The sequence below is a fragment of the Arthrospira sp. PCC 8006 genome, from assembly GCF_046480465.1.
GTDB classification, from domain to species: Bacteria; Cyanobacteriota; Cyanobacteriia; order Cyanobacteriales; family Microcoleaceae; genus Limnospira; species Limnospira platensis.
In genome coordinates this window covers 1-424 of the sequence record NZ_PKGG01000568.1, presented here as the reverse complement: position 1 = coordinate 424, position 424 = coordinate 1, and the positions used below count along the sequence as shown (strand labels likewise).

The 424-nt window shown below is 46.3% G+C and carries 1 protein-coding gene; it reads right to left on the bottom strand.

All coding sequences use genetic code 11. The features are described 5' to 3' along the window. Positions 1-368 (bottom strand): single-stranded DNA-binding protein (locus tag B9T16_RS29410; RefSeq protein ID WP_410246470.1); only part of this gene is annotated, 368 nt, incomplete at its 3' end. Positions 369-424 lie beyond the last annotated feature (56 nt).

The following is a 424-nucleotide window of genomic DNA, read 5'->3' as shown; positions in this document are numbered from 1 at the left end:
GAACTGGGGGCGGAACTGGGGGCGGAATGAGTGTTGATTGGGGTTTCTGGGTTGCCAGATATCAAACTACTGATAGTATAAATCCGCGTCGCGACCAATTCGGCTCGCTTCTCTTTAAMGCCTTCGGGTCTTTCCACCACGTTCATCCCCAAGCGACCTTCGATGAGTACACAATCGCCCACATGATAGTTTTGTCCAATTTCTTGGGCCGTATTTCCCCATCCAATTACTTTTAAGTGTGATGGGGGGTCATTGGGTCGGTTACTGCTGAACTCGACTAACATTTCGGCAATGGGTATTTGATTATCGGCTGTGTAGCGCAGTTGTGGTTCCTGAATAATTTTAGCGGTCAAAATACAGCTATTCATGAAAATTATGTCTCTTGAAAACAGTAGGTTACAGATTTAGAGCTCTGACTCAGGGC